At 65.0% G+C, this 25,908-nt stretch carries 25 protein-coding genes and 1 pseudogene; 5 read left to right on the top strand and 21 right to left on the bottom strand.

From position 1 onward, the window contains the following. Positions 1-485: 485 nt before the first annotated feature. Both CXY78_RS07865 and tyrS read right to left on the bottom strand, forming a co-directional pair. Entirely contained in the window at positions 486-1,025 is a 540-nt protein-coding gene (locus CXY78_RS07865) for a GNAT family N-acetyltransferase (RefSeq protein WP_092341084.1), read from the bottom strand. Positions 1,026-1,081: 56 nt separating this feature from the next. Continuing rightward, positions 1,082-2,383 carry a tyrosine--tRNA ligase gene (gene tyrS, locus CXY78_RS07860; protein ID WP_092341083.1) on the bottom strand — a complete coding sequence of 434 codons (1,302 nt, stop codon included), beginning with the start codon at positions 2,381-2,383 and terminating at the stop codon, positions 1,082-1,084. A 144-nt stretch (positions 2,384-2,527) separates the two neighbouring features. Between tyrS and CXY78_RS07855 the strand changes: the two genes are divergently transcribed. Both CXY78_RS07855 and CXY78_RS07850 read left to right on the top strand, forming a co-directional pair. After that, complete coding sequence (locus tag CXY78_RS07855) at positions 2,528-3,145, top strand: hypothetical protein (RefSeq protein WP_092341082.1); 618 nt, start codon at positions 2,528-2,530, stop codon at positions 3,143-3,145. Beyond that, positions 3,142-3,741 (top strand): hypothetical protein, encoded by a 600-nt coding sequence (locus CXY78_RS07850; protein WP_104088882.1) that lies wholly within the window; start codon positions 3,142-3,144, stop codon positions 3,739-3,741. The genes CXY78_RS07855 and CXY78_RS07850 overlap by 4 nt, the downstream gene beginning before the upstream one ends. On the opposite strand, the gene CXY78_RS07845 is transcribed toward CXY78_RS07850, so the two are convergent. The 9 genes and pseudogenes from CXY78_RS07845 to argC all read right to left on the bottom strand — a co-directional run bounded on the left by CXY78_RS07845 (position 3,738) and on the right by argC (position 12,630). Further along, positions 3,738-4,334, bottom strand: coding sequence for a DNA-3-methyladenine glycosylase (locus tag CXY78_RS07845; RefSeq protein ID WP_104088881.1), 597 nt, complete (start codon positions 4,332-4,334; stop codon positions 3,738-3,740). The two genes, CXY78_RS07850 and CXY78_RS07845, sit on opposite strands and share 4 nt — an antisense overlap. 2 nt (positions 4,335-4,336) lie before the next feature. Then, positions 4,337-5,767, bottom strand: coding sequence for an argininosuccinate lyase (gene argH, locus CXY78_RS07840; RefSeq protein ID WP_104088879.1), 1,431 nt, complete (start codon positions 5,765-5,767; stop codon positions 4,337-4,339). A gap of 7 nt (positions 5,768-5,774) precedes the next feature. Next, positions 5,775-6,974, bottom strand: a complete 1,200-nt coding sequence (locus CXY78_RS07835; RefSeq protein ID WP_092341079.1) for an argininosuccinate synthase — start codon at positions 6,972-6,974, stop codon at positions 5,775-5,777. Between the two features lie 14 nt (positions 6,975-6,988). Then, a pseudogene (locus CXY78_RS22090) lies at positions 6,989-7,072 on the bottom strand (argininosuccinate synthase domain-containing protein); the annotation flags it as partial. A gap of 162 nt (positions 7,073-7,234) precedes the next feature. Next, the gene (gene argF, locus CXY78_RS07830; protein WP_104088878.1) at positions 7,235-8,164 is read right to left on the bottom strand and encodes an ornithine carbamoyltransferase; all 930 of its coding nucleotides are present in this window, start codon (positions 8,162-8,164) and stop codon (positions 7,235-7,237) included. Between the two features lie 107 nt (positions 8,165-8,271). Then, complete coding sequence (locus CXY78_RS07825; protein WP_104088876.1) at positions 8,272-9,453, bottom strand: acetylornithine transaminase; 1,182 nt, start codon at positions 9,451-9,453, stop codon at positions 8,272-8,274. Further along, positions 9,450-10,364, bottom strand: coding sequence for an acetylglutamate kinase (gene argB, locus CXY78_RS07820; protein ID WP_104088875.1), 915 nt, complete (start codon positions 10,362-10,364; stop codon positions 9,450-9,452). The genes CXY78_RS07825 and argB overlap by 4 nt, the downstream gene beginning before the upstream one ends. A gap of 2 nt (positions 10,365-10,366) precedes the next feature. After that, a complete protein-coding gene (gene argJ / locus CXY78_RS07815) occupies positions 10,367-11,548 on the bottom strand; it encodes a bifunctional glutamate N-acetyltransferase/amino-acid acetyltransferase ArgJ (protein ID WP_104088873.1) in 1,182 nt (393 codons plus the stop codon). Then, positions 11,545-12,630, bottom strand: a complete 1,086-nt coding sequence (argC, locus tag CXY78_RS07810) for an N-acetyl-gamma-glutamyl-phosphate reductase (protein WP_104088872.1) — start codon at positions 12,628-12,630, stop codon at positions 11,545-11,547. Before argC ends, argJ begins: the two co-directional genes overlap by 4 nt. Positions 12,631-12,940: 310 nt before the next feature. Between argC and CXY78_RS20995 the strand changes: the two genes are divergently transcribed. Together CXY78_RS20995 and CXY78_RS07800 are read left to right on the top strand one after the other, a co-directional pair. Continuing rightward, positions 12,941-13,186 carry a type IV toxin-antitoxin system AbiEi family antitoxin domain-containing protein gene (locus tag CXY78_RS20995; protein ID WP_104088870.1) on the top strand — a complete coding sequence of 82 codons (246 nt, stop codon included), beginning with the start codon at positions 12,941-12,943 and terminating at the stop codon, positions 13,184-13,186. Next, positions 13,186-13,956 (top strand): hypothetical protein, encoded by a 771-nt coding sequence (locus CXY78_RS07800; protein WP_104088869.1) that lies wholly within the window; start codon positions 13,186-13,188, stop codon positions 13,954-13,956. The genes CXY78_RS20995 and CXY78_RS07800 overlap by 1 nt, the downstream gene beginning before the upstream one ends. A 181-nt stretch (positions 13,957-14,137) precedes the next feature. On the opposite strand, the gene pheT is transcribed toward CXY78_RS07800, so the two are convergent. The 10 genes from pheT to CXY78_RS07755 form a co-directional block, all read right to left on the bottom strand. Further along, positions 14,138-16,810, bottom strand: a complete 2,673-nt coding sequence (gene pheT, locus CXY78_RS07795) for a phenylalanine--tRNA ligase subunit beta (RefSeq protein ID WP_104088867.1) — start codon at positions 16,808-16,810, stop codon at positions 14,138-14,140. Next, positions 16,810-17,835 carry a phenylalanine--tRNA ligase subunit alpha gene (pheS, locus tag CXY78_RS07790; protein WP_233206123.1) on the bottom strand — a complete coding sequence of 342 codons (1,026 nt, stop codon included), beginning with the start codon at positions 17,833-17,835 and terminating at the stop codon, positions 16,810-16,812. The genes pheT and pheS overlap by 1 nt, the downstream gene beginning before the upstream one ends. A gap of 167 nt (positions 17,836-18,002) precedes the next feature. Next, positions 18,003-18,854 (bottom strand): amino acid ABC transporter permease, encoded by an 852-nt coding sequence (locus tag CXY78_RS07785; RefSeq protein ID WP_092341069.1) that lies wholly within the window; start codon positions 18,852-18,854, stop codon positions 18,003-18,005. Next, positions 18,851-19,498, bottom strand: coding sequence for an amino acid ABC transporter permease (locus CXY78_RS07780; RefSeq protein WP_092341068.1), 648 nt, complete (start codon positions 19,496-19,498; stop codon positions 18,851-18,853). The genes CXY78_RS07785 and CXY78_RS07780 overlap by 4 nt, the downstream gene beginning before the upstream one ends. 92 nt (positions 19,499-19,590) lie before the next feature. After that, the gene (locus CXY78_RS07775) at positions 19,591-20,484 is read right to left on the bottom strand and encodes a glutamate ABC transporter substrate-binding protein (protein WP_092341067.1); all 894 of its coding nucleotides are present in this window, start codon (positions 20,482-20,484) and stop codon (positions 19,591-19,593) included. A gap of 96 nt (positions 20,485-20,580) precedes the next feature. Further along, positions 20,581-21,369 carry an amino acid ABC transporter ATP-binding protein gene (locus tag CXY78_RS07770; RefSeq protein WP_092341066.1) on the bottom strand — a complete coding sequence of 263 codons (789 nt, stop codon included), beginning with the start codon at positions 21,367-21,369 and terminating at the stop codon, positions 20,581-20,583. A 685-nt stretch (positions 21,370-22,054) separates the two neighbouring features. Next, the gene (locus CXY78_RS20715) at positions 22,055-22,459 is read right to left on the bottom strand and encodes a hypothetical protein (protein ID WP_140425674.1); all 405 of its coding nucleotides are present in this window, start codon (positions 22,457-22,459) and stop codon (positions 22,055-22,057) included. 303 nt (positions 22,460-22,762) lie between these two features. Further along, complete coding sequence (locus CXY78_RS07765) at positions 22,763-22,990, bottom strand: TrmH family RNA methyltransferase (RefSeq protein ID WP_233206119.1); 228 nt, start codon at positions 22,988-22,990, stop codon at positions 22,763-22,765. A gap of 91 nt (positions 22,991-23,081) precedes the next feature. Then, on the bottom strand, positions 23,082-23,402 hold the full coding sequence (locus CXY78_RS07760; protein ID WP_104088864.1) for a hypothetical protein: 321 nt from the start codon (positions 23,400-23,402) through the stop codon (positions 23,082-23,084). A 22-nt stretch (positions 23,403-23,424) separates the two neighbouring features. Further along, positions 23,425-24,897, bottom strand: a complete 1,473-nt coding sequence (locus tag CXY78_RS07755) for an MFS transporter (protein WP_369827277.1) — start codon at positions 24,895-24,897, stop codon at positions 23,425-23,427. A gap of 142 nt (positions 24,898-25,039) precedes the next feature. On the opposite strand from CXY78_RS07755, the gene CXY78_RS07750 reads away from it, so the two are divergent. Continuing rightward, positions 25,040-25,885 (top strand): helix-turn-helix transcriptional regulator, encoded by an 846-nt coding sequence (locus tag CXY78_RS07750; RefSeq protein WP_104088863.1) that lies wholly within the window; start codon positions 25,040-25,042, stop codon positions 25,883-25,885. Positions 25,886-25,908: the final 23 nt, after the last annotated feature.

Below are 25,908 nucleotides of genomic sequence, written 5' to 3'. Positions count from 1 at the left end.
CTAGAAACGGGCCGACAACCACGAGGTTTTTGGCATTTGACATTGTGCACGCTGTTGAGTTCTCAAGGATCGGACACACCCAGCCGCCGGCCACGAAGACCATTGCACTGGAGTACTACTCTTATTTCTTGTCGCCCAGCACGAGTCAAATTGAATCGACTTCGTGTGAACTTCATCAAGTCACTGTCACGCGAAAAATTTCGGGCTATTTTGACTTGGGATTGGTCCCGCTTGAGGCCGGAAGCGCTTGGCTTTTTCCGAACCTGTGGGGTGACTTAGATGACATTACGGTGAATCCTGATACCCCGCAACTCACTGCTACATCCCGGGCGTGTCGGGGGCGGTCATCCGCTCGAAACACGTCCGAAATGCCCCTGGCGGGCCTCCCGGCGCGTCCGGGCCCACCTTCTAGCCGTGGGCCCAGTTTATAAACTGGGCCCACGGACGGGGCCTGGGCCCCGTCCGAAAGCAGGGAAGCGCGGAGGCTAGGGCTCGGGGGCGAACGCCAGGAAGAGTTCGCTCACCGAGTTGTAGTACTGGTCGGTCCTGCCCTTATGCGTCATGCCGATACGAAGGCACACCCGCTGCGACGGCCGGTTGCTGGGCGTGGTCACCGCCACCACCCGGTCGAGTCCCGTCTTCCAGCCTTCGGCCAACACAGCGGATGCCGCTTCAGTCGCGTAGCCGTGGTGCCACGCGTTCGGGTGAAAGTGCCAGCCGATCTCGGTATCCCCCGACGGCACGAGCGGCGTCACCGGACTCGACGCCGGAATGGACTTGAGCAATAGGTTGCCGAAGATCTCGCCGGTGTCGGCATCCGTCACCGCTCGAATGGCATGAATGGGATGTTCCATTCCCTGCCAGCGGTTGATCACCGCGATCGCCTCGGCGCGGTCGGTCATCACCCGTGGATTCAGCCCGATGTGTTGTTGCACGGACCACAGCGAATACAGACCGAAGACGAAGTCGGTGTCATCGAGGGTCCAGGGGCGCAGCAGCAGGCGTTCGGTTCGAAGAGTTTCCACGTCGACATCTTGCCATCCGCATCTGTCGCCCCCCTGCAACGGAGCCGTCGAGGTGGCTACTCGACGAAAATACCCGCGAGCGTCTTCTTGCCGCGGCGCAGCACCGCTACTCCCCCGGGAAGCACCGATCCCTCAATGGTCAGGTCGACACTGGTGACCTTCGCATTGTTCAGGTACACCCCACCCTGCTGAACCGCACGCCGGGCGTCACCGATGCTCTTCGACAGCTCGGTGTCGACGAGCAATTGCAGCACGGTCGCGTGCGGCGCCGTCGTGGTGTGCGGAAGTTCGCGCAGGGCGGCCTCCAGAGTGTCCGGGTCGAGCTCGGCCAGGTCACCCTGGCCGAACAGGGCCTCGGCGGCGTGGATGGCAGCATCCGTCGCCGCCTGGCCGTGCACGAGGCTGGTCACCTCGAGCGCGAGCCGGCGCTGCGCTTCTCGGCGGAACGGTTCGGTTTCGACGAGTTCGGCGAATCGCTCGATCTCACTACGTGAGAGAAACGTGAACACCTTGAGCCGAAAGACCACGTCGGCATCATCGGTGTTGAGCCAAAACTGGTAGAAGGCGTAGGGGCTCGTGAGGTTCGGGTCGAGCCAGACCGCGTTGCCCTCGCTCTTACCGAACTTGGTGCCGTCGCTGTTGGTGATGAGCGGGGTGCCGATGGCGTGCACGGTGCCGCTTTCGGCGCGACGGATGAGATCGGTTCCGCTGGTGAGGTTGCCCCACTGGTCGCTGCCACCGGTCTGCAGCACGCAGCCGTAGCTGCGGAACAGTTCGAGGTAGTCCAGGCCCTGCAGAATTTGGTAGCTGAACTCGGTGTAGCTGATGCCCGCGTCGGAATTGAGACGCGCGCTGACGGCATCCTTTTTGAGCATGGTGCCCACGCGGTAGTACTTGCCGATTTCGCGCAGAAAGTCGATCGCGCTCAAGGGCGCGGTCCAGTCCAGGTTGTTCACGAGCGTGACGGCATTCTCGCCCTCGGAACTCAGGAACCGGGAGACCTGCGCCTGCAGGTAGCCCACCCACTCTGCCACGGTGTCGGTGGGAGTCAGCGTGCGCTCGGCGGTGGGGCGCGGGTCGCCGATGAGTCCGGTGGAACCGCCGACCAGGCCGAGCGGATGATGCCCCGCCAGTTGCAGACGCCGCATCAGCAGCAGCTGCACTAGGTTGCCGAGGTGCAGGCTCGCCGCGGTCGGGTCGAATCCGCAGTAGTAGGTGATCGGGTCACCATCGAGCAGCGCTTTGAGCTCGGTTTCGTCGGTGGAGACGTGCACGAGGCCGCGCCAGTTGATCTCCTCCCACACGGAATCGAAGGAGAGATCATTGGTCTGCTGGGCAAGGATGGTGGGGTCTGACACGCGTTCAGATTACCAGCCGGGGCCGCCTCACCGAATCGGCGGCAGCATCCACTCTCCTCGCGTGACAATTCAGCCTAAAGCCTATACTGGACTTGATTTAGCCTGTGGGCTTAATTAGACTGAATGCAGGACGGAGCCTGAGCCATGTTTGTCATCACCGCTGACCAGATCGACAGCCGCAACGATCACGATCGTGCGCGGGAGATGATCGCCCGACTCCTGGCGCAGAATCCGGATGCCTTCAGCCTGCCGCCCGACCAGACCGCCGGCGATGAGATTCAGCTGCTTGTGTCGGCGGCGCGGCCGACTCTCTCCACCATTCTCGCGCTCCATCGGTCCGGCCACTGGAGCGTCGGGCTCGGTGTGGGAAGCGTGCGCACTCCCCTGCCGGCGTCTACCCGGCAGGCCACCGGCGGTGCGTTCATCGCGGCCCGCGATGCCGTGGTGCGCGCGAAGCGAACCGAGGCGCACTTTGCGCTCGAGGTCAGTCCAGCTGATGCAGCCGCCCCGGGCATCGAGGCACTCGTCACCATGCTGTTGCTGCTGCGTCAACGCCGTACCCCCCAGGGCTGGGAAGCCGGCGACCTCTTCGAAAGCGGGCTGGCCCAGACCGATATTGCTGCCGAGCTTGGAATCACGACTGGGGCCGTGAGCCAGCGACTCAAGGCAGCGCAGTACCGGGTCGAGCAGGCAGCCCGACCGGCGTTGGTTAGGCTGCTAGAGCAACTCGACCACGACGCGAACGAATCGGAAACCCTATGACTTTCAACGTTCTCACGTTCCTGTACTGGGTCGCCCTGATCCTGGTCACCCTGGCCTCGCTCACCTGCGCCGCGATCGCCTTCAAACTGCACCGCCAGCTCTACGCGATCGCTGCCATGGCCACACTCGCCCTGGCCCTCGTGCTCGCCGCGGTCCCGATGGGCCCCGGCCCCAGCGCGTTCGGTATCGTGCTCGGAATGCTCGCGCTGGCCCTCGCCGTGATCGGTGGCGGCCCGGTCGCCGTGCTCGCCCTCGATCTGGCCACCAACAACTCGGTACCGCCCGGCCAGCACGGCGGAATCATGGTGCTGAACGCCGGCAAACCGGCCCCGACCTTGGCCGGGGTCAGCGACCCGGAGACTCACGAGGTGCTGCGGGGCGGCGTGACCATCGGCATCCTGGAACGTCTGGCCGTGGCCGGCGCGATCCTGGCCGGCTTTCCCGAGGCCATCGCCATCGTCGTCGCCATCAAGGGTGTCGGCCGGTTCACCGAGCTGGCCGCAGCCGAATCGCGTGAGCGGTTCATCATCGGCACCCTGTCGAGCCTCATCTGGGCCTGCGGCTGCGCTGCCCTGGTGCCGACGGCGCTGGTCTAGCGACGCGCCTGCCGGGTCGATCGCCGATACGGCGAAACGGATGCCTCCCCCGGCACCCAGAAGCGCCACGGGTACTCGACTCCCCCACCGAAACCGCTCACCCCGGTACGCGGCCCGGTGGCGAAATCGGCGCGGCGGGCCGGCACCTCAAGGTCGAACGGTGCCACAGTCAGATCGGCGCCGTCATCGCCGAGCACAATGCCGAGGGCCTTGGTCAGCCGGGCCGGGCCGCGCGCGAGGTCGGCATCCGTTTTCGACGTCAGGCGTCGACTGCGGGCCTCGTCGATTCCCGCGACGACCTCACCGCCGCGCAGGAGTACGGCCGATGCCTCACCGTCCGGCGAGCAGACAACGTTGGCGCAGACGTGCATGCCGTAGCTGAAATAGGCGTAGAGATGCCCGGGCGGGCCGAACATGGTTTGCGTGCGGGGTGTGCGACCGCGAAAGGCGTGCGAACCGGGGTCGCTCTCGCCGAGGTAGGCCTCAACCTCGGTGATGCGTACGGAGACCGCCCCACGGGTCACTAGCGCGCCGAGCAGCAGCGGGGCGACCTCGAGTGCGGGTCGCTCCAGCAGGCCCGGCGCGAACGTCACTACTACCGGCTGAGCGCGGCCGCCAGGTCGCGTACGCGGGCCACAAGGTGGGCGCGCTGCTCGGCGACTCGCACCGGGGCGGTGCCGCCGGCGCCGTCGCGGCTGTCGACGGATCCACGGATGGTGAGAACGTCGCGCACCTCGGGAATGAGGTGCGGTGAGATCGCCAGTAGTGCGGCGTCATCGACCTCGTGCAGGTCGAGTCCGTTGGTCTCGGCGAACTTCACCAGGGAACCGGTGATTTCGTGCGCGTCACGGAACGAAACGTGGCGTTTGACCAGCCATTCGGCGACATCGGTGGCGAGGGAGAAGCCCTGCGGTGCGAGCTCGGCCATCCGCTCGGTATGAAAGGTCAGAGTCGCAACCATGCCGGTGAAGGCGGGCAGCAGCACCTCGAGAGTGGTGATCGAGTCGAAGACCGGCTCTTTGTCTTCCTGCAGGTCGCGGTTGTAGGCGAGCGGCAGTCCTTTGAGCGTGGTGAGCAGCCCGGTGAGGTTGCCGATCATGCGGCCCGACTTGCCGCGAGCGAGCTCGGCGATGTCGGGGTTCTTCTTCTGCGGCATGATCGAGGACCCGGTGGAATAGGCGTCGTCAAGGGTGACGAACCCGAATTCGCGGGTGTTCCAGAGAATGATCTCCTCGGCCAGCCGCGACATGTCGATGCCGATTTGCGCGGTGATGTAGGCGAATTCGGCGACCAGGTCGCGGCTTGCGGTGCCGTCGATGGAGTTCTCGACGACGGCGGCGAAGCCCAGGTCGGTGGCAACGAGGTGCGCGTCGAGACCGAGGGTGTTGCCGGCGAGGGCGCCGGACCCGTAGGGCGAGGCATCCGCTCGCCGGCCCCAGTCGGCGAAGCGGTCGAGGTCGCGCACCAGCGGCCAGCAGTGCGCGAGCAGGTGGTGGGCGAGCAGCACAGGTTGGGCGTGCTGCAGGTGGGTGCGGCCGGGCATGATGGCGTCCTCGTGCGCTTCGGCCTGTGCGGCGAGGGCGTCGATGAGCTCGATCACGAGCGAGGCGAGAATGGCGGCGTGGTCGCGCAGCCACATGCGCACGAGCGTGGCGACCTGGTCGTTCCGGCTGCGGCCGGCGCGCAGCTTGCCGCCCACCTCGACACCGATGATGTCGATCAGGCCACGTTCAAGAGCGGAGTGTACGTCTTCATCGGCTTCGGCTGGCAGAAATTCGCGGGCGACGACGGCGCGCTCGAGTTCTTCGAGCGCGCCGACCATCTGGGTCAATTCGGTGTCGGTGAGATATCCGGCGGCGGCGAGGGCCCGCGCATGCGCGCGGCTGCCCTGCAGGTCGTATTCCGCCAGCATCCAGTCGAACTGGGTCGACTTGCTCAGCCGCGCCAGTTCCGGCGACGGTCCCCCGGCGAAACGGCCACCCCAGAGGGCGCCAGCTCGGCCGGCGCGGTTTTTCTCACTCGACACGCGGGCCCTACTTCGCGGCGGCGTCGCGGCGTGCGGCGACCTTGCTCGGCAGCGACCACAGTTCGATGAATCCCTTGGCCATGGTCTGGTCGAAGGAGTCGCCGGTGTCGTAGGTGGCGAGGTTGAAGTCGTACAGGCTGGTCGTGCTCGAGCGTCCCGTGACGACGGCGGTGCCGGCGTGCATTTTCAAGCGGATGTCGCCGGTCACGTATTTCTGCGTGTCCTCGATGAACACGTCGAGGCTCTTCTTCAAGCCGGAGAACCAGAGTCCGTCGTAAACGAGTTCTGCCCATTTGCTCTCGACGCCGCGCTTGTAACGGGCTACGTCACGCTCGAGGGTCATGTTCTCGAGTTCTTCATGCGCGGCGATGAGCGCTATTCCGGCGGGGGCTTCGTAGATTTCACGGCTCTTGATGCCGACCAGACGGTCTTCGACGATGTCGATGCGGCCGACACCCTGGTCACCGGCGAGACGGTTCATGAGCTGGATCATCTGCAGCGGACTGACCTTCTTGCCGTCAATAGCGACGGGCACGCCCTGCTCGAAGGAGATGACAACCTCGGTCGGGGCGCGGGTGACCGAGGGGTCCTGGGTGTAGGTGTAGAGGTCTTCGATCGGCGCGTTCCACGGGTCTTCGAGGAATCCGGTTTCGACGGCGCGACCCCAGACGTTCTGGTCGATGGAGTACGGGCTCTTCTTGGACTGCGCGATGGGCAGGTCGTGCTTGGCGGCATATTCGATGGCCTTGTCGCGGGTCAGTTCGAAGTCGCGCACCGGGGCAAGCGAGGTCAGCTCGGGGGCGAGGGCCGCGACGGCCGCTTCGAACCGAACCTGGTCGTTGCCCTTGCCGGTGCAGCCGTGAGCGACGCTGTCGGCGCCGAGTTCGATGGCGGTGGAGGCGAGGTACTTGGCGATCAGCGGACGGCTGATGGCCGAGACCAGCGGGTATCGCTTCTGGTACAGAGCGTTCGCCTTGAGCGTCGGCACGATGTAGTCGTTCGCGAACTCGTCCTTGGCGTCGATGACGATGGATTCGACGGCTCCGCAGTCCAGGGCGCGCTGACGGATCACGTCCATGTCTTCGCCCTCCTGTCCGACGTCGACGGCGAGGGCTACGACCTCTTTGCCGGTGGCATCCTTGAGCCAGCCGATGCCGACCGAGGTATCCAGCCCGCCCGAGTATGCGAGTACAACGCGTTCCGCCATGGNGCTACGACCTCTTTGCCGGTGGCATCCTTGAGCCAGCCGATGCCGACCGAGGTATCCAGCCCGCCCGAGTATGCGAGTACAACGCGTTCCGCCATGGTTCTCCCTAAATCTTGATCTGTCTAAAGTTTACGTGTTGCGCCGCAGCCCCCGGTCGCCCGCCTGCACTGCGGACGGGGCCCAGGCCCCGTCCACGGGCCCAGTTTATAAACTGGGCCCCGGGACGGGGCCTGGGCCCCGTCCCAAAGGCGAGGGGTCGGTCAGGCGGCGTTTTGCGCGAGCAGCCAGACCAGCAGCGCCTTCTGGGCGTGCAGGCGGTTCTCCGCCTCGTCCCAGATAATGCTCTGCGGGCCGTCGATGACCTCGGCGGTGACCTCGTAGCCGCGGTCGGCCGGCAGGCAGTGCATGAAGTGCGCGCCCGGCTTGGCCAGGCCCATGAGCTCGGCATCGACCCGGTACTGACCGAGGTCGCCGAGCCGCGCGGCCTTCTCCTCTTCTTTGCCCATCGACACCCAGGTGTCGGTGATGACCACATCGACGCCCGCGACAGCCTCACGCGGGTCGGTGAAGAGGGCGACCGAGCCGCCGGTGCGGGCGGCGATGGCCGTCGCATCCGCTACCACCTGGTCGGTCGGCGTGTAACCGACCGGTGAGGCGATGCGCACGTGCATGCCGGCAGTGGCACCGGCGAGCAGGTAGGACTGGCCCATGTTGCAGGCGCCGTCGCCGAGAAAGGCGAGGTTCTGGCCCGCCAGGTCGCCACGGTGTTCGCGAATCGTGAGCAGGTCGGCGAGCAGCTGGCAGGGGTGGAAGTCGTCGCTGAGCGCGTTGACGACGGGCACCGTGGTGCCGAGCGCCATTTCTTCGAGCCCGGCCTGGCCGTAGGTGCGCCAGACGATCGCGGCGACCTGGCGTTCGAGCACGCGGGCGGTGTCGGAGGCGGTTTCCTTGCCGCCGAGCTGGCTGTTCGCGGTGCTGATGATGAGCGGGCTGCCTCCGAGGTCGGCGATGCCGACGGCGAAGGAGACCCGGGTGCGGGTGGAGGACTTGTCGAAAATGACCGCGACGGTCTGCGGGCCAGCGAGCGGGCGCACCGCGAATCGGTCTCGCTTCAGCTCCAGGGCCAGATCGAGAATCTCGGCCTGTTCGGCCGGGGAGATATCGTCGTCGCGCAGGAAATGGCGGGTCACGGTGTCACTTTCGGTTGTCGTTGTTCAGTTGCAGAGCGGATGCCGCTCCACCGTCTTAAAATCACACGCGCCGGCGTAAAACCGGCGCAAAGTGGGATTCGTCCAGCCTAGAGGCTGGCGAGGGCGCGCCCGAACCGCACTTGGAAGTCGGCGATTTCGGCGTCGCCCACGATGAGCGGCGGGGCGATGCGAATGCTGGTCTCGTTGGCGGCGTTCACGATGAGTCCGTTGGCCAGGGCGGCCGCACCGAGCTTCAACGCGACCGGTTCGGCCAGGCCGACGCCGAGCAGCAGGCCGCGTCCGCGAACCTCCTCGATCAGCGGCGAGTGGAAGCCGAGGATGATCTCGCGCAACTGCTGGCCTCGCCGGAAGGCGTTCGCGGCGAGGTCGTCGCGTTCGATCACGCCGAGCACGGCGTTTGCTGTCGCGGTGACGAGCGGGTTGCCGGCGAAGGTCGAGCCGTGCTGGCCTCGCCGAAACAGGTCGGAGGCCCAGCCGAAGGTGACCAGCGCACCAATGGGAACACCGCCACCCATCCCCTTGGCGATGGTGACGGCATCCGGAAGAATCTCAGCGTGGTTGTAGGCGAACCAAGCGCCGGTGCGGGCGATGCCGGTCTGGATCTCATCGATGATCAACAGAACGCCGTGTTCGGTGCAGAGTTCGCGGGCGCGTTTGAGAAAGCCGTCGGGCAAGTCGATGACGCCGGCCTCGCCCTTGACCGGTTCCAAGAACAGGGCGGCGACGGTGTTGTCGATCGTCGCTTCGAGGGCCTTGATCGTGCTGTCGATGTGTTCGACCCCGCCGGGAACCGGTTCGAACGCCTCCCGCATGTGTGGCTTGCCCGAGAGCGCGAGTGCGCCCATGGTGCGACCGTGAAAGGAGTCGTGCAGCGAGATGATGCGGTTGCGATGGCCCGTGTTATTCAGCCGGGCCAGTTTGAACGCGGCCTCGTTGGCCTCGGCGCCGGAGTTGCAAAAGTAGACGCGACCTTCGTCGCCAGCGCCGGTGATGCGCTTGAGGCGTTCGGCCAGTTCAACCTGCGGCGGCGTGGCGAAATAGTTGGAGACGTGGCTGATGGTGCTGATCTGCTTCGTGACCGCCGCGACGACCTCGGGGTGGGCGTGACCGAGCGAGTTCACGGCGATTCCGGCCAGAAAGTCGAGGTACTGGGTGCCCAACTCGTCCCAGACGTAGCAGCCTTCACCGCGCACGAGCATCGCCAGTGGCGGGCTGAACGTGCGCATCATCGAATCGGCGAACCGGTTCTGCCAGGGTTGGTCGGTCATGCGGGTACTACCTCCGTGCCAATGCCGCTTCCAGTGAAAATTTCGAGCAGGATCGAGTGCGGCACTCGCCCGTCGATGATCGCGGCCTTGGCGACTCCGCCGTCGACAGCGTCGAGGCAGGCCGTCATCTTGGGAATCATGCCCGATTCCAGCTCGGGCAGCAGGCCACGCAGCTCGAGAACGTCGATGATCGATACGAGCGAATCCCGGTTCGGCCAGTCGCGGTAGAGCCCCGCAACGTCGGTGAGAATCACGAGTTTGGCCGCGCCGAGGGCGATCGCGAGTGCGGCAGCAGCAGCGTCGGCGTTGACGTTCAGGGATTGACCCGGGACATCCGCGTCTGGGGAGATCGATGACACCACCGGAATGCGGCCGGCCGCGAGCTGCGCGAGCACGGCTTCGGGGTCGACGCCGACGACGTCACCGACGAGTCCGAGGTCGACCTCGACGCCGTCGATGACGACGCCACGACGCCGTCCGCGAAACAGACCAGCGTCCTCACCGCTGAGCCCGGCGGCGAGCGGACCGTGCTGGTTGATGTGGCTGACCAGGTCGCGGTTGATCTGGCCGGTGAGCACCATGCGCACGACGTCCATCGCCTCTGGGGTGGTCACCCGGTAGCCGCCGCGAAACTCGCTCTCGATGCCGAGGCGTTTCAACATGGCCGAAATCTGCGGGCCGCCGCCGTGCACGACGACCGGACGGATGCCCGCGTAGCGCAGGTAGACCATGTCTTCGGCGAAGGCACGCTGCAGGTCTTCGCTCACCATGGCATTACCGCCGAACTTCACGACGATGATCTGGTCGTGAAAGCGTTTGAGCCACGGCAAGGCTTCGATCAGCGTTGCCGCTTTAACGGATGCTTCGGCCTGGCTGGTCTCGTCGGGCTTGGTTATGGGTGTCTCGGTCATGGTCAGCTCGAGTACGCGCTGTTCTCTTCGACGTAGTCGTGGGTGAGATCGTTGGTCCACAGGGTGGCCGTTTCGTCCCCCGCGTGGAGGTCGATCAGCACGGTGACCGAGCGCTTCGTGAGGTCGACGAGGTCGCGCGGCTGGTCGGGCTCCCCCGCGGTACACACCTGCACACCGTTGATGGCGACGTCGATGCCGTACGGGTCGAAGGCGGCGTCCTTGACCGGGACGGTTCCGGCTGCGGCGAGCACGCGGCCCCAGTTCGGGTCGTTGCCGAAGATGGCCGACTTGAACAGGTTGCTGCGGGAGACGGCGCGGGCCACCGTGACGGCTTCGTCTTCGGAGACCGCGTTGGTGACAGTGATCGCCACGTCGTGCGCGGCGCCCTCGGCGTCGCCCTGCAGCTGAAGGGTGAGGTCGCGGCAGATCTCGACGAGCGCTGCGGTGAATTCGGCCAGGTCGGCGCTAACGCCGCTGGCCCCGGAGCAGAGCAGGCTCACGGTGTCATTGGTCGACATGCAGCCGTCCGAGTCGAGGCGGTCGAAGGTCACTCGCGTGGCCGAGTGCAGCGCAGTGTCGAGCTCGGCCGAGTCGAGCACGGCGTCGGTCGTGATGACGACGAGCATGGTGGCCAGTCCGGGCGCGAGCATACCGGCCCCCTTGGCCATGGCGCCGATGCTCCAGCCGGCCGGGGAAATGTGCGCGGCCTGCTTCGGCCGGGTGTCGGTGGTCATGATGGCCTGCGCGGCCAGGAGGCCGGCGGCGGGGGTGGTGGCGGCATCCGTTTTGATGGCGAGGGTCGCGTCCCAGACGCCCGCGGTGACGAGGTCGAGGTTGAGCTGCTCGCCGATCAGGCCGGTGGAGCAGACCAGAACGTCGCCGGAGGAGAGGTCGAGCCGCTTCGCGACCGCTTCGGCGGTGGCGTGCGTGGTCTGAAAGCCGATGCTGCCGGTGTAGCAGTTGGCCCCGCCGGAGTTGAGCACGATCGCGCTGACCTGGCCATCGCTCATGACTTGGGTGCTCCAGATGACGGGGTTGGCCTGGCAGCGGTTGCTCGTGAACACGGTCGCGGCGTTCTGCAGCGGGCCGAGGTTCTGCACGAGGGCGAGGTCGAGCCCACCGGACTTCTTCAGGCCGGCAGTGACGCCGGCGGCAGCAAAACCGGCGGGAAGGGTGACACTCACGGAGCAACTCCATTCATGGTCAAACCGAGTGTTTCGGTCAGACCGAGGGCAATATTGGCGGATTGGATGGCAGCGCCGGCGGTGCCCTTGACGAGATTGTCGATCGCGGTGATGGTGACGACCCGGCCGGCTGCTTCGTCGACGGCCAGTCCGATCAGTGCGGTGTTGGCGCCGAGTACGTCGGCCGTGCGCGGAAAATGTCCGTCGGGCAACAGGTGCACGAACGGTTCGTCGGCGTAGGCGTCCTCCCAGGCGGCGCGCACGGCGGCGGCGCTCGTTCCCGGCACGAGTCGAGCGGTCGCCGTGGCGAGGATTCCGCGGGACATCGGCACGATCACCGGGGTGAAAGAGATGGTGGCGTCGGGGGACGAAGTGGATGCTGCGTTGGTCGGGTCGGCGGGGCCCACCGCCGCGGCCCAGCGCAGCGACTGCGCGATCTCCGGAATGTGCCGGTGCGTGCCGCCGACCGCGTACGGGTTAGCTGAACCCAGGATCTCGGCCGCGAGGTTCGGCAGCTTAAGGCTCTTGCCGGCGCCGCTCGGGCCGACGGCGAGCACGGCCACGAGGTCCTGCGCTTCGATCACGCCCGCGTGGATTCCGGGGGCCAGGGCGAGGGTGACGGTGCTGGCGTTGCAGCCGGGAGCGGCGATGCGGCGAGCGCCGACGAGCCGGTCGCGCTGTTTGCCGGCGCCGATGGGCAATTCCGGGACACCATAGGTCCAGGCGCCAAAGTAGTCGCCGCCATAGAAGGCCGCCCAGTCGTCGGAATTTTCCAGGCGGTGGTCGGCGCCGCAGTCCACCACGAGGGTGTCGGCGGGGAGGTGGGCGGTGATCTCGCCGGACTTGCCATGCGGCAGGGCGACGAAGACGACGTCGTGGCCGCTGAGATTCTGCGGCGTCGTGTCGACCAGGGTGAGGTGGGCGAGGGAACGCAGCGAGGGTTGAACGTCGATCAAGCGCTGCCCGGCGTTGCTGTGCGCGGTGACCGTGCGCACCTCGAATTCGGGGTGTCCGGCGAGCAGCCGCAGCAGTTCGCCGCCCGCATACCCGCTCGCGCCCGCCACTGCCACCGAAAAAACCATGTGTTAAACCTAGCGCGGCCCTGGCCGCCCCGTTTCCGCGCCGGGCGCGGCGTCATGCGCGGGTCGGGGCGCATCCGCGTGCTGCGCCGCACCCCACCGCGCACGGCTCGTGGCACCCGGTCGGCTCGTGGCACCCGCCCGGCTCGTGGCCCGAGTTCGGGAAGCTCGCACGTGGTCAAACCAGTGCCACGTTCCCCAACACGTGCCGCGAGGAACGGATGCACCTCCTGCACATCACCCCTTGGCACGAATACTCCACAGATCGTCTCCAGGTCACGGCTCACCCTCGTGCCCGCGGCACACTGGCCACATGCGCGAGATCTTTGAGACCTGTGAGGCCCTGCACGATGGTCTGATCCCGGCGGAGGCACTGCGCGCCTCGGGCATGAACTCCCATGCCGTGGATTCACTTCTCAAACGCGGCGAGCTCGTGCGGGTGCGACGGGGGTGCGACGGGGGTGGTATGTCCTCGGCCCGCGCTGGGAGGAGATCGGTGCAGATGGTCGATACCGCCTCCTCGTTCGGGCGACAGCGGCCCAGGCCAAACGTGACTTGATGTATTCGCACCATTCCGCCGCCGCACTGCACGGACTGCCGCTGATTGGCCAGTGGCCCCAGGGCGTGCATGCCATCGATCCCGACACCGCCGGTGGCAGCAGCTCGAGGCTCCTCACGACTCACCGAGGGCCGGTCGACCCATCCCCCGTGATCATCGACGGCATCCGAGTAACGAGCCTGTCGCGCACTCTGATCGATGTGGCCGCGACGTCGAGCTTTCTAGTCGGAGTCACGATGATCGACCACGTTCTACATTGTGAAGCAGCCCGGATGGCCGCCGCCCAACGGTCCGGGAGTGTTGGGGCACCACCGATCACTCATGCAACCCTACTGACCGAGCTGGATGGGGTGCAGCCGAGAAATGGGCACCGGGCGGCCGAGAGGGCCATCGCATTTGCCGATGGGCTCTCAGCTAACCCCGGCGAGTCGCTCGGGCGCGTGCGGTTCGAGGAATTGGGCTTCGCGATTCCCGAATTGCAAGTGCGTTTCGACGTGGGCGGGCGCACCTGCTACGTGGACTACTTCTGGCGAGGGGTGCGCAAGATCGGCGAGTTCGATGGCCACATCAAGTACACCCGTGCGGCAGTTATGGCCGGTCGCGACACCGTACAGGTTGTCGTCGACGAAAAGGACCGGGAGAGCGTTCTACGGCCGGAGGTCAACAGCTTGGACCGGTGGGGATGGAAGCTCGCGCTCTCGCCGCAGGCGTTTTATCGCTTCCTGATGGACAAGGGTGTGCCGCGAGCACCCACAAGACGCGACAGGTGACGACGGCACGCGCCTGACTCACGAGAGGGCTCGTGGCACTCGTTGGGGAAGCCCGCACGTGTTCAAACCAGTGCCAACTTCTCAAACACGTGCCACGAGAGGCGGATGCCGCGCAGCCGGTCCCGATAGGGCGACTCGCGGCATCCGCTGCCCGCGGGCGGCACAGACACAGGCACCAGCGCTACTCGCGCAGGGTGGCTCCGAACTGGTCGGCGGCCAGGGCCACGCCGGCCAGACGGGCGGCGCTCGCCTCGGCGGCGGTCAGCGTGCGCTCCTCGCCGCGAAAACGAAGCGCGAAGGTGAGCGACTTGTGGCCGGGTTCAACACCGGCACCCCGGTAGTCGTCGACCAACACGATGCTCTCGAGCAGCCCACCGGCCCCCTCGGCGACGGCCGAGCGCAGGGCCGCAGCCGGTACGGAGGCCGCGACGACGAGCGAGAGGTCCTGCGTGGCGGCGGGCATCGTGCCAATGGGCGTGACCGTGAGATCCCCGTCGGACTGCCCGAAGACGAGTCCCAAGTTGATCTCGGCGACAGCGACGACTGCGGGCAGGTCGTAATCGTCGGCGACTGTGGGAAGCAGCTCGCCGGCGAATCCGACCGACACCGTCGAAGCCGCGGCAGTCGCAGCGCCGGGCACGGTCACGAACAGCTCGGCCGTGCGGCCGGGGTGCATCGCCGGGTGCAGGCCCTGGCGCACCTCGATGCGAACCCCGGCAGCCAGAGCCACCTGCTGCACGGCGGCCAGCGCCGACTGCCAGCCGGCAGCAACGGCGGGCTGGTTCGGCTGGTGCCGCACGTCGTTGCCGACGAGAACGAAGCCGACCAGTAGCGGCTGCGGAACGATTCCCGCGTTCAGGGCCGCCTCCACCTCAGCGCTCGGGCGCTCTCCCCCAGCCGGAAGCACGGGCGTGCCATAGGTCACTCCGGGTTCGGGCCGAAAAACCAGTCCCTGCTCGTAGATGGCGAGATCCACGAGGCCGCGCGAGCGGTTGCGGTGTGCGATCTGCAGCAGGCCCGGCAGCATCGTGGTGCGCAGGAACGGCGCCTCCCCGTCAAGCGGGTTGGCGACCTTCATCTGCGGCACCGAAACCGAACCCGCCCCCGAACCCGCCAGAGCGGATGCCGCACCCGCGTCGGTAACGCCGGCGTCAGCATCCGCTTCGCCAGCTGGCACAGAAACAGACGCCGCACCGGCCGAAGCAGCGGCGGGCGCAACGGCCACGCCAAACAGGTTGTTCGCCGCTTCCGACACGAACGGATAGGTCAAAACCTCGGTGTGACCGGTGGCCGCGAGGGTCTGCGCGACCGTGCGGCGCAGTGTCTGCGTGCGGGTCAGGCCGCGGCCGGGCGGCGCGACGGGCAGCACGGAGGGAATGCGGTCGTAGCCGACGATGCGGGCGACTTCCTCGGCGAGCGTCCACTTGTCGGTGAGGTCGGGGCGCCAGCTCGGCGGGGTGACCTGCAGGTCACCATCGGCCTCAACCAGCGAGGTGCCGATCTGAACGAGGGCATCGCGTACTTCGTCATCGGTGTAGGCAAGGCCGATGAGGCCGGACACGAACCCGGTCGGCAGCAGAATCGGCTCGGGGGCCGGTGCCACGTCGTAGACCGAGCCGAGGTCGTCGGCGACTCCCCCGGCGAGGTCCACGAGCAGCTGTACGACGCGGGCGGCGGCAACGGCGGCCACGCGGGGGTCGACGCCGCGTTCGAACCGTTTGCTCGCCTCGCTCGGCAGCTTGTGACGGCGGGCCGAGCGCGCGATCGACACCGGGTCGAAGTTGGCGGCCTCGACGAGTACGTTGACGGTCGTCGAGGTGATCTCGGTGCTCGCCCCGCCCATCACGCCGGCCAAGCCAATCGGCCCGGATTCGTCGGTGATCAGCAGATCTTCGACGTTGAGCGTGCGGCTGACTGCGTCGAGCGTTGTAAATTTCTCACCGGCGGTCGCGCGACGCACGATGATGCCGCCGGCCAACTTGTCGAGGTCGTAGCCGTGCAGCGGCTGGCCGAGCTCGAACATCACGTAGTTGGTCACGTCTACCACGAGGGAAATGGAACGGATGCCGACCAGCCCCAGCCGGGCGATCATCCAGGCCGGAGTCGGCCGGGTCGGGTCGACGCCGCGCACAACGCGGGTCACGAAGACGGTAGAGCCGATCCGGTCCCGAATCGGAGCCTGATCGTCGATGGTGACCGGGAAGCGGGTGACCGGGGCCACGACGGTGAGAGCGAGGGCAGGGTCGCGAAACGCCACGCCGGTGGCGTGCGAGTATTCGCGGGCGACGCCGCGAATGGAGAAAGCGTAGCCGCGGTCGGGGGTGACGTTGATTTCGACGGCGCTGTCATCCAGGCCGAGCAGGGGAATAGCATCCGTTCCCACCGCGGCGTCGATGCCGAGGTTCTTCAGCAGCAGAATGCCGTCGTGCTCGTCGCCGAGGCCGAGTTCACGGGCCGACGCGATCATGCCGTCGGAGACGTGGCCGTAGGTCTTGCGGGCCGCGATCGGAAATGGGCCGGGCAGCGAGGCGCCGGGCAGGGTCACGACGACCTTGTCGCCGACGGCGAAGTTGTGGGCGCCACAGATGATGCCGTGAACGGCTGGGGCGCCGTCAGCGGCGAGTTCACCGTCGGGGGCAACCCGCACCTGGCACCAGTTGATGGTTTTGCCGTTGGTCTGCTCTTCGCCGACGAATTCGAGTACTTCGCCGACCACGATGGGGCCGGAGACCGCGATTCGGTGAATGTCTTCCTCTTCGAGGCCGACGCTCACGAGGGCAGCATGGACGTCTTCCGGCGTGGTGCCGGGCGCGAGGTCGACGTATTCGCCGAGCCAGCTCAGTGGTACGCGCATTAGAGGTTCATTCCGAACTGCTGGCTGAACCGGATATCGCCCTCGACCATGTCGTGCATGTCCTTTACGTCATTTCTAAACATCACAGCTCGTTCTACACCCACGCCGAACGCAAACCCGGAGTACACCTCGGGGTCGATCCCGGCCGAGCGCAGCACGTTGGCGTGCACCATGCCGCAGCCGCCCCACTCGATCCAGCGTGCGCCGTCCTTGAAGGTGGGGTGCCAGACGTCGAGCTCCGCGCTCGGTTCGGTGAAGGGGAAATAGTTGGGACGCAGCCGCACCTTGGCCTCCGGGCCGAACAAGGCCTGCACGAAGTGGTCGAGCGTGCCGCGCAGGTTGGCCATGGTGAGGCCCTTGTCGATGGCGATACCCTCGATCTGGTGGAACACCGGCGTGTGGGTGGCGTCGAGCTCGTCGGTGCGAAACACGCGTCCGGGCGCGACCACGTAGACGGGCAGTTCGCGGCTGAGCAACGCGCGCAGCTGCACCGGCGAGGTCTGCGTGCGCAAAACGAGGTGGGCATCCGTCGGTTCGACGAAGAAGGTGTCCTGCATGGCGCGGGCCGGGTGGTCCTCGTCGAAGTTGAGGCCGTCGAAGTTGAACCATTCGCTCTCGAGCTCCGGCCCTTCGGCGACTTCCCAGCCCATGGCCACGAACACGTCGGCGGCCCGTTCCATGAGGAGCGACGTGGGATGCCGCGCCCCGGCTTTCCAAGCGGATGCTGCTGCGGTCACGTCCACCGTTTCAGCCAGGAGCCAAGCGGCTGCTTCCGCCGTGCCGATCTCGTCTTCGCGAGCGGTCAGCGCTTTGGTGACGGCGCCGCGGGCCTGGCCGACGAGCTTGCCGGCAGCGGCTTTCTGGTTGCCGGGCACGCTGCGCATGAGGGCATTGAGCTTCGACAGCGGAGAGGACTCCCCTGCGTGCTCGCTGCGTACGAGCTTGAGCGCGGCGGTCGTAACGGCTTCGGCGATGGCGGCCAGTGCGGCGTCAACCGCGGCGTTGACGGCGGCGTTGGAGATCAACGGCGCAGCTGGTTCAGATGCTGGTGGATCTACTGGTGTGGTGGGCTCTGGGGGAACGCTGGGAACAGACACAAGGCCCAAGTTTAGTGCGTACTGCGCGCGGGCCCGCCCGAGGCGGCGCCGGGGCGGCGCCGGGGCGGGCATCCGCGCGCCGCGCGACCGGAGAGCTAAGCGGCCTCGTTGACCAGTTCCTGTGCCTTGATGTTCTTTGCGGGACCACGCTTGGTACGCACCTCGATGAACTTGGCGAGGCCGGCAAGGAGCAGACAGAGCGAGATGTAAATGGCCGCGACCACGATGGTCGATGGAATGATGGGCGACCCGATCTGCGACTGGGTGCCGTACATCTTGGCCAGGTACAACAGCTCCTGGTAGGTGACAATGAAGCCGAGGGCGGTGTCCTTGAGCACGACAACGAGCTGCGACACGATAACCGGCGCCATGGCACGCAGGGCCTGCGGCAGCAGAATCATGCGCATGACCTGGGTCTTGGTCATGCCGATCGCGTAGGCAGCCTCGGCCTGACCCTTGGGCAGCGATTCGATGCCGGCCCGAAAGACCTCAGACAGCACGGAGCCGTTGTAGAGCGTGAGCCCAGTGACGACAGCGATAAACGGTGTGACGAACGTGTAGCCGAGCGGCGGAAGGCCGTAGTACATGATCATGATGAGGATCAGCAGCGGAACAGCTCGGAACAATTCAACGAAAACGTACGTGGGCGCGCTGATCCATTTATGCTTCGATACCCGGCCGACCAAAAGGAGCAGGCCGAGCGTCAGGCTGAGCACGGCAGCGAGACCGAAGGCCTTCAGCGTGGCCACCGTGGCTTCTACAATTTTGCCCTGCGCGTACGGAAGGGTAAAGATGTTCCACTTTTGCGCGGTGAACTGGTCGGTCTCAATGAAGCGGTAAACGATGAAACCGAAGATGCCGAGCACAACGATCAGGGTCAAGACCCCGATGTAGCGGTGGCGCACGCGTGCGCGGGGGCCGGGAGCGTCAAACAGCACGTTACTCATCGGAGCACCTTCAAACGGTTTTCCAGCACCCGCTGAACGAACGACAAAACGGCCACGAGCAGAATGAAGATCAACGCGACCCAGAGCAGCACCACGATGGCGGGTTCACCGCGCTCCGAGAGGTTCGCGCGAATGTAGCCGGCCTCGGCGACGGAGAATCCAGCCGCGACCGTGGTGTTCTTGAGCAGGGCGATGAAGACGCTCATCATGGGCGGAATCACGGCGCGAAATGCCTGCGGCAGCAGAATATGCGACATGCTCTGGCCGAAGGTGAGTCCGATGGCCCGTGCGGCTTCCGCTTGGCCGAGCGGAACGGTGTTGATGCCGGCGCGCAGCGTCTCGGCAACATAGGTGGCGGTGTACAGGCCCAGGGCGAAGATGGCCAGGGTGGTGTAACTGACGGTAGGAAGATCAAGTTTGGGGTACCCGAAGGCGAAGAAAAACATGATCAGGGTCAGCGGGGTGTTGCGCACGAGGTTGACGTAGCCGGTGCCGACCCACCGCATGGGGGCGACGGGGGAAACGCGCATGGCGCCGACGATGGTTCCGAGAATCAGGGCGAAGAGGGCGGCCCAGAGGAACACCTGCAGCGTCAAAGCGAACCCGTCGACGAAGACGTCGAGGTTATTGAGCAGTGTGTCCATGGGCCGAACCTCTCCTTTCGTTCTAGATGGTGACAAGCATTACTGCTGGTTGGTGGCGACGGTCTCGACGCCACCAACCGTGAGCGGATTTCTTAGTACGCGTCAACCTTGGGCTGCTCGACGACCGTGCCCGACTGACCCAGGGTCTCGTCGTAGATGGCCTGCCAACTGTCATTGCCATTGGTGAACATGTCGTTGATGAAGCCGCGCAGGGCGTCGTCACCCTTCGGCAGGCCAACGCCGTAGTTCTCTACCGAGAAGGGCTCACCGACGACCTTGAGGTTGTCGGGGTCTTGCGAGGCATAGCCGAGCAGAATCGCCTGGTCGGTCGTGACCGCGTCGGTCTGGCCGTCCTTGAGCGCTTCAACACACTGCGAGTAGGTGTCGAAGGAGTTGGTTTTCGTGTCGGGGAAGTTCGCGACGATGTTCTGCAGCGGCGTCGAGCCCGTCGCGGAACAGACCGTCTTGCCGGCCAGGTCATTCTCGCTCTTGATCGAGTCGTCGTCGGCGGCCACCAGAAGGCCCTGGCCGGTGATGAAATACGGTCCGGCGAAGTCGATCTGTTCCTTGCGCTTGTCGGTGATCGAGTAGGTTCCGACGTAGTAATCGATGTCACCGTTCACGATGGCGGACTCGCGGTTCGCGCTCGGGATGGCCTTGTACTCGATCTTGTCCTTGGCGAAACCGAGCGATGCGGCAACCCACTCGGCGATCTCAATGTCGAAGCCGCTGCGTTCTCCGGTCGTCGCGTCGAGGAAGCCGAGGCCGGGCTGGTCTTCCTTGACACCGATGACGACCTTGTCGGCGGACTTCATCGCGTCGTAGGTGGGGCTGCCGGTCAAGGACACGTCGCTGGCAACCGCGAAAGGGCCTGTCGCAGCGGGAGCGTCCGATGTTCCGGTGCCCGCGGTGTCTCCGCCGGAGCATCCGGCGAGAAGCAGTGCCGCCGTGGCTGCTGTGGCCAGGAGACTGAGTTTCTTACGCATTGTGATTTCCTTTTCTCGTTGGGAAGGGAGCTGTCAGGGTGGATTGCGGCGACCCTGTGGCCGGTGCAACAGCTCAGATCGTGAGCTGGCACCGGGCTAGTGGTCGAGAATCTTGGAGAGGAAGTCCTGGGCGCGGGTGCTCTGCGGGTTCGTGAAGAATTCCTCCGGCGAGGTCTCCTCCACGATTTCGCCGTCAGCCATGAAAATGACGCGGTCCGCGGCCTTTCGGGCGAATCCCATCTCATGGGTGACCACGATCATGGTCATGCCCTCGTTGGCGAGGTCGACCATGACCTCGAGCACCTCGTTGATCATTTCGGGGTCGAGGGCGCTGGTCGGCTCATCGAGCAGAATCAGTTTCGGCTCCATGGCGAGCGCTCGGGCAATGGCCACGCGCTGCTGCTGGCCGCCGGACAGCTGGGAGGGCATTTTGTGCGCCTGGTTGGCCACGCCGACGCGTTCCAGCAGGGCGAGACCCTTCTTCTCGGCGTCCGCCTTCGACAGGCCGCGCACCTTGATCGGTCCGAGGGTGACGTTGTCGAGCACGGTTTTGTGCGCGAACAGGTTGAACGCCTGAAAAACCATGCCGACATCCGCACGCAGGTGGGCCAGCTCTTTGCCCTCTTCGGGCAACTTGACGCCATCGATCGTGATGACGCCGTCATCGATGGTCTCGAGGCGGTTGATGGCCCGGCAGAGGGTCGACTTACCCGACCCACTCGGTCCGATGACCACTACCACCTCGCCGCGGTTGACCACGGCGTTGATGTTCTTGAGAACGTGCAGTTCCCCGTAGTGCTTGTTGATGTCTTTGACGACGACTAGCGGTTCCCCCCGGCGAACGGTGATGTTCGACGTAGCCGGGGACGAATCTGATGGCTCCATACCCCCTAACCTAGGTCAGAACGCGGGTCTAGGCATGCCAAATGCCCGGACAGTAACGCATTTGTAACAGTCCGGGTCGTGACGATTTGTGATAGTGAACGCGTCAGGAGCGCGAATGCACCGCGCAGTCGGGCTCTACTAAAGTAGGGTCTACCGTCGGTGCAATTGGGGCTTTCGCTTCCTTCGAACAGATGGCTGTCTCAGCAGGCCTGACGCTCCCGTGGCCCACCACGAAACTGCGATGGGCCACGGTGGGAGTCGTTACGTGCGATAGAAACAGTGGCGAGATTGCGTGTTCGCAGTGTAGGTCGCTCCTACCCATGTCCAAACTGCATCAATGACCATGCAATAGTCTCCTGGGCCGGTGTAAGGAAGGCTAATTCCGATTCCCGGATAGGATCCGGCGGGTCTGTTCTCGTATCGAACCACTTCAGCCGGCGCCACGCCGCTGCTATAAATGACCAGAGTCACAGTGTCATCGTTGCACGTTACGCGTGGATACATCGTTATGTAACCGTGTGCATCAATTTCGGATGACGCTGACGTTCGGCAGTCGGGTGCCGCCGCATGGGCAGGAGTGGTCGCCAACAGGGTCACAGCCAGAGCCATGACTCCGACGGCGGCAATTGTGCGCTTGCGGTGCATCAGCTTCATTGTTTCCTCTTCCTACTCGGAGTCAAAGTTCCTAGAACGGGCATGATTGACCAGTTGAAGTTGATCTGGTGTGGCGCTGGCCGGTCGTCTCATAGGTGACGATAGTGCGCGCACAGATGTCACTGGTTGCCGTCGGATAGCCGACGTCAATTCCTACGCAGTCAGACAGGAAGTCGGCAGCACACTCCGTGTAGGACGATCCTTCGTTCCAGCCCTGTACGTACAAGACAACCGTCACGCCCACAATGTTGCCTTGCTCTATCTGACACATCGCTTTTCCGCTAGCGGTTGCATATCCTCCTGTTTGGCTGATGCTTGCGCTGGGCGTACATTTGGCCTCAAATGCAAGCGCGGGCGTCGCGCCCAACCCTCCAACCCCCATCGCAAGCAATATTCCCGCCACCGCTGAGAATGCCAATTTTGTTAGTTTACGCATCGGACTCCTTCGTTTATAAGCGCGAAAAGCCAGGTTAGGATCGAAATTGTTGCGAAGTCAATGACCGTCGATACGTTTAGGTCACGTCCGATCACCTGCGGGTCGCCAGACTGCGCCAAGTCCAGGAGCTGAATTAAGGGCCTGCTTTCAACGCGTCGCGACAGATTTACTGAAAGGCAGGCTTGGCCAGCCAGAAAGCGGGAACCAAGCGCCCGACTGCCTCAGAGTGAGGGGAGCATGGGCGCCTGACTGCGAGGCACGGGCTCAGGCGCGCTGGGCGAACGCACTTTCATACAGGCAGATTCATGCTGCGGTCGCCAGGTTCATCGACTCGGCTTCGCCGTATATCGGGGCACTGAAGCTGCGGTGAACCCGGGCGAGGTCTTCGTCGGTCAGACCGCGAGCTTCGTTGCCGAACAGCCACACGGTCGGAGCTGCGAGCAGCCCCTCGTTGCGGCCGGTGAGCAGGTCGGAACCCTTGATGTCGGGCGCGAAGAGCTGCAGGCCGGCAGCGCGGGCACGGTCGAGCACGCCGGAAAGGTCGGCCGCGATGGCGACGGTGAGGCAAGATGGAGCCGGTCGAGGAACGGACGACCTTGGGGTTATTTACGTCGACGCGTTGTTAGCGCCGGGCCAAAACAGGGCTAATAGTGCAGTTCCAGCGGTCGACGCCCATGCCGAGACCCAGCTGCCGTCCGCATAGGGCTTTTCGAGCACGTTGATAAAGTTGCGGAATTCGGTTTCGTCGTGCTTCGCTGACTGCGATATTGACGAACTCGAAATCACCCGCGCTCTGGTTGGCCAGTCCGGCCAGCATCACATTGTCGGCGGTCGCTGCCGCGACCTCACCACTGCGCAGAGGGCCAAGGCCACTGGAGCAGGCGTCCAAGGCGACGATACCTGTCGTGAACGTGACGATCTGTGATCCGTAGCGGGTCAGCATCCGCTCATTGATAGGGGAGAGTTCATGCTTTCTGTTGTTTCGGTATGCGTAAGAAGAGCGCGACCGCGAGCGCCGTGGCGACGCAAAGTGCCGCGTTGACGACTATGGCACCGAGCACGCCGTCAAGTACTGTCGCCGGAGTCTCGATCCCGAGCCGGTGAACCCGCGCCGCGACGATCGCACTCATGATCGGAATACCCAGGGTGATGCCCACTTGCTGGCTCATGGTGGCCAGGCCGGTGGCCAGGCCCTGCTCTCGATCGGGCAGTCCCGAGGTCGCGGTGACCATGAACCCGACGATGACGACCAGGTTGGCCACGCCACCCACAAAGGTAGCGATGAGCAGCAGCACAATGGAACTTCCGTTCGTACTGAGCAACAGCAGGGATCCAGTCGCTGCTGCCTGCACGACAAAGCCCCAGACGATCGACGTCTTCGTGCCCCAGCGACCGATGATGCGGGGGCCAACGATTCCGCCGAGCACGGTCCCGATCCCGAGCACAGCGAACGAGAGTCCAGCCATCAGGGGCGAGTAGCCCAGCGTCTTCTGCAGGTACAACGTGAGTAGAAACACCAGCGACGTCTCGGTGACGAAGGCGAGCATGCCGGCAATGTTGCCCCAGGCGATGGTGCTGCGGCGAAGAACGGCAAACGGTACGAGCGGATGCTCCGCCTTGCGTTCCACAGCCCAGAAGAGCATCAGAAGCAGCACGCCCGCTCCGAGCGATCCCACGGTGACCGGGTCCGTCCACGATGTCTGCGCCGCTGAGGACAGTCCGTAGACAATGGCCAGGAGCCCCGCCGTCACGGTGATCGCCCCGGGCAGGTCCATTTTCGATCGGTTAGCCGGTCGCGATTCGGCCACAACCATCGGCGCCAGCACAACGACGGCGAACGCTATGGGAACGTTGATGAAGAACGCCCACCGCCAGGAGAGCAGGTCGGTCAGCACACCGCCAAGAATCGCGCCGGTGGTGAAGCCTGCGGCCATCAGGGCTCCGTTGAGCCCGAGGGCCTTCTCCCGCAACTTTCCCTCGGGAAAAGTTGTCGTCAACAGTGACAGTGCCGCCGGAACCACAGCGGCCGTTGCCAACCCCTGCAGAGCGCGCGCGATGAGCAGCAGGGCAGGAGACGTTGCCAATCCCCCGATGAGCGACCCGACGCCGAGCACCGCCATGCCCAGAACGAAGAGACGCCGGCGACCGACGAGGTCCCCGACGCGGCCGAAGAGCAGCGTGAACCCGGCCGCGCAGAGGGCGAATGATGTAGCCACCCACTGCAGGGTGTCCAGGCCGAAGCCGATCTCATCGCCGATCGCCGGCAATGCCACGTTGAGAATAGAGAAGTCGACAGCGAGGGTGAAACTCGCCGTCAGGAGCAGCACGAGGATCAGCCTTTGCTTGCCGGTCATGCTCGTGGATGACGTCGCCGCGCCCGCCACAGTGGGTGGCGGTGTTGCGTTCGTCGTCTCGCGGACGCCGTTCGTTTGTGTCATGGGGTGCACCTTCCGGTTGCCAGTGGCGGTTGTCTTTTTCCTGCCTCCAGCCTGTGCACTCCGGCCGGAAACAACCACACCGCGTCGTGCGTATCCCTGGCAAGGGTAGGTAGTCCTCGCTCGGGTAGGACAGACTGAAAATATGACTGGCCCCACAGAACTTGGTGAATTTCTCCGGATCCGACGTTCCGGGTTACAGCCGGAGGACGTCGGGCTTCAGAATTACGGCGTCCGGCGCGTTCCCGGACTGCGCCGGGAGGAACTGGCGATGCTCGCCGGAGTGAGCATTACCTACTACACGCGTCTCGAGCAGGGCCTGAGCAGCAATGCCTCGGAATCGGTGCTTGAAGCCATCACCAGGGCGCTCCAGCTGAATGAGGCCGAGCGCTCGCATCTGATGGATCTCGCCAAGCCGACGAGAACAAAACGTCGCAGTGGCGCGAAACCAGACAAGGCCAGGCCCGGAACCCTTCGCCTGATCGAATCGATGTCGAGCATGCCGGCCGTTGTGTTGGGCCGCCGCAGTGAGGTTCTGGCGTGGAATTCGCTCGGCCATAAACTCGTCGGGTCGCACCTGGACTTCGAGAGTCCGCACTGCCCCGCCGACCGGCCCAATATGACGCGGATGCTGTTTCTCGATGCCCACACGCGCGAGTTATATGCAAGCTGGTGCGAGGAAGCGACACGAGCGGTCTCGTCACTGCGCCTGTTGGCTGGACGTTTCGACGACGACCTGGACTTGATTTCGCTGGTCGGCGAGCTGACCGTAAAAAGTCCGGAATTTGCGAAACTGTGGGCGAAGCATCCGGTTGAGAATTGCATGTCGGGTCTGAAGTACTTCCAGCATCCTTCCGTCGGTTCGATGGAATTGGACTTCGAGGTGCTCACCTCACCGGATGAATCGGGCCACCGAATATTGATGTACACCGCCGAGCCGGATTCTCCAAGCGCGGCGGCGTTGCAGCTTTTGCAGGCCACGGCGGCCTGACTCTCGGCCGCAGAGGGGGTTTC

The sequence above is a fragment of the Cryobacterium sp. N19 genome, assembly GCF_002929595.1.
Taxonomy (GTDB): Bacteria; Actinomycetota; Actinomycetes; order Actinomycetales; family Microbacteriaceae; genus Cryobacterium; species Cryobacterium flavum.
This window is presented reverse-complemented; position numbering and strand designations above follow the sequence as displayed.

What these genes read in the sequence shown, in the direction of transcription:
- argB (WP_104088875.1), bottom strand. Translation starts at nt 10,364, where the DNA reads ATGACCGAGACACCCATAACCAAGCCCGACGAGACCAGCCAGGCCGAA.
- CXY78_RS07750 (WP_104088863.1), top strand. Translation starts at nt 25,040, where the DNA reads ATGACTGGCCCCACAGAACTTGGTGAATTTCTCCGGATCCGACGTTCC.
- CXY78_RS07755 (WP_369827277.1), bottom strand. Translation starts at nt 24,897, where the DNA reads ATGACACAAACGAACGGCGTCCGCGAGACGACGAACGCAACACCGCCA.
- pheT (WP_104088867.1), bottom strand. Translation starts at nt 16,810, where the DNA reads ATGCGCGTACCACTGAGCTGGCTCGGCGAATACGTCGACCTCGCGCCC.
- CXY78_RS20715 (WP_140425674.1), bottom strand. Translation starts at nt 22,459, where the DNA reads ATGCGTAAACTAACAAAATTGGCATTCTCAGCGGTGGCGGGAATATTG.
- CXY78_RS07800 (WP_104088869.1), top strand. Translation starts at nt 13,186, where the DNA reads ATGTATTCGCACCATTCCGCCGCCGCACTGCACGGACTGCCGCTGATT.
- CXY78_RS07825 (WP_104088876.1), bottom strand. Translation starts at nt 9,453, where the DNA reads ATGACCGACCAACCCTGGCAGAACCGGTTCGCCGATTCGATGATGCGC.
- CXY78_RS07780 (WP_092341068.1), bottom strand. Translation starts at nt 19,498, where the DNA reads ATGGACACACTGCTCAATAACCTCGACGTCTTCGTCGACGGGTTCGCT.
- argC (WP_104088872.1), bottom strand. Translation starts at nt 12,630, where the DNA reads ATGGTTTTTTCGGTGGCAGTGGCGGGCGCGAGCGGGTATGCGGGCGGC.
- CXY78_RS07835 (WP_092341079.1), bottom strand. Translation starts at nt 6,974, where the DNA reads ATGGCGGAACGCGTTGTACTCGCATACTCGGGCGGGCTGGATACCTCG.
- CXY78_RS07785 (WP_092341069.1), bottom strand. Translation starts at nt 18,854, where the DNA reads ATGAGTAACGTGCTGTTTGACGCTCCCGGCCCCCGCGCACGCGTGCGC.
- CXY78_RS07850 (WP_104088882.1), top strand. Translation starts at nt 3,142, where the DNA reads ATGACTTTCAACGTTCTCACGTTCCTGTACTGGGTCGCCCTGATCCTG.
- CXY78_RS07760 (WP_104088864.1), bottom strand. Translation starts at nt 23,402, where the DNA reads ATGCTGACCCGCTACGGATCACAGATCGTCACGTTCACGACAGGTATC.
- CXY78_RS07770 (WP_092341066.1), bottom strand. Translation starts at nt 21,369, where the DNA reads ATGGAGCCATCAGATTCGTCCCCGGCTACGTCGAACATCACCGTTCGC.
- CXY78_RS07855 (WP_092341082.1), top strand. Translation starts at nt 2,528, where the DNA reads ATGTTTGTCATCACCGCTGACCAGATCGACAGCCGCAACGATCACGAT.
- CXY78_RS20995 (WP_104088870.1), top strand. Translation starts at nt 12,941, where the DNA reads ATGCGCGAGATCTTTGAGACCTGTGAGGCCCTGCACGATGGTCTGATC.
- CXY78_RS07775 (WP_092341067.1), bottom strand. Translation starts at nt 20,484, where the DNA reads ATGCGTAAGAAACTCAGTCTCCTGGCCACAGCAGCCACGGCGGCACTG.